Annotated in this window: 2 protein-coding genes; both read right to left on the bottom strand. The window is 68.3% G+C overall.

Annotated elements, in window-relative coordinates:
• Positions 1 to 24 precede the first annotated feature (24 nt).
• Complete coding sequence (locus N787_RS11685; protein WP_034214329.1) at positions 25 to 384, bottom strand: hypothetical protein; 360 nt, start codon at positions 382 to 384, stop codon at positions 25 to 27.
• Positions 384 to 1,358, bottom strand: a 975-nt coding sequence (locus N787_RS11680) for a hypothetical protein (protein ID WP_211252166.1), incomplete at its 5' end; no start/stop codon positions are given. The genes N787_RS11680 and N787_RS11685, both read right to left, overlap by 1 nt.

Here is a 1,358-nt window from a genome sequence, read left to right as displayed (position 1 = left end):
AGCCTCCGGGAAAGACGGGGCGATTCAGAGCTTCTTGAACTCGTACGTGAGGTTGAGGCGGACGCTGCCGGCGTTGGAGAAGTACTCGATGTCCTGGCGGATGCGCTTGATTTTCTTGCCGGTCACCGGGTCGAACTCGAACCGTGGCTTCTCATAGCTCCACTGCCCGAGCAGCTTTCCATCGGGCTCGCCCAGCCGATCCAGATACCACCAGAACTGCTCGGTCAGCTGGGGCTCGTTCCGGCGCCGATCAAAGTTCTCCGGCGCCTTGGCCGTCACGGTATGCCAGGTGTCCACCAAGAACTGCGTGGCTCGCTGGGCCTCCTCCACCGGAAACAACGCGCCCCAGGGGTCCCGGGGCGCGGAGACGGTGACGCGCCGCATCAGCGGGCCTCCGGCTGCGCGGCGCGCACGATGCGCTCCGCATCCCGCAGCGCCTCGCCGACCAGCCAGAACCGGCACAGCAGCGGCTTGATCAGGTACAGGCAGTTCTCGACGCGCACGACCACGTCCGAGGCCAGGTACAGGTTTTCGCTCAGCGGAGCCGGCAGCTGCTGATGGCGCTGCAAGGTGGCGATGACGGCCTGAACTGCGGCATCGGAGCGTTGGGTGGCGAGCGCCGGTGCCACGCCGGTACCGGCCGTCGGCGAGAGCCGCAGGATGCCTAACGCGCCGTGGGCCGTGCGCTCGTTGACGATCAGCTCCGCCTGAATGCGCCCTTCCCCCCCCAGTGCGTCGCGCCACTGGCCCAGTTCCTGGACCAAGGCCCGGGCGTATGCCTGCGCGGCGGCCTGGGTCGGCCGATGCTGCAGGGGCGTATGCAGGTCCTTGAACGCGCCCGGCTGAACACTGTCCAGCACCAGGTCCACGACTTCGCGGATGCGCGTCGTCTGGGCCGCGGTAAGCCCGAAGTACTCGGCAATCAATGCTTGGGCCTCCGGCTTCCACTGGGCGTACTGGTCGGCGCGGGTGAGGCTGGGGGCGCGCTCTAGCGCCTGCAGGCGCTTGCTGACTTCGCGCACGATCGCGCGGGCCCGCGCTGGATCGGGGTGCTTGTCGGGCGCCACGAACGGCAGGGCGCCCAGATCCTTCAGGCTCACCCGCTCGCGCTCGAACGCCACCTGGAAGGCGGTGAGCAGCAGGCCATAGCGGGCGAGATCAGAATGCAGGTAGAGCGCCAGGAAGCGCAGCAGGTCCTCCTGGCCCGGCGGCGCGACGATGGCGCCGATGCTGCTCTTGAACGAGAACGGCGTGGACGAGAAGGCGCCGCAGACTTCGCGCTGGGTCGTCATTCCGTCGGTGATGACGATCCGCGGCCCGGTGAAGGCATTCATGACCGCGGTCGGCAGGCGCGCCAC

Source organism: Arenimonas metalli CF5-1 (assembly GCF_000747155.1).
GTDB classification, from domain to species: Bacteria; Pseudomonadota; Gammaproteobacteria; order Xanthomonadales; family Xanthomonadaceae; genus Arenimonas; species Arenimonas metalli.
This window is presented reverse-complemented; position numbering and strand designations above follow the sequence as displayed.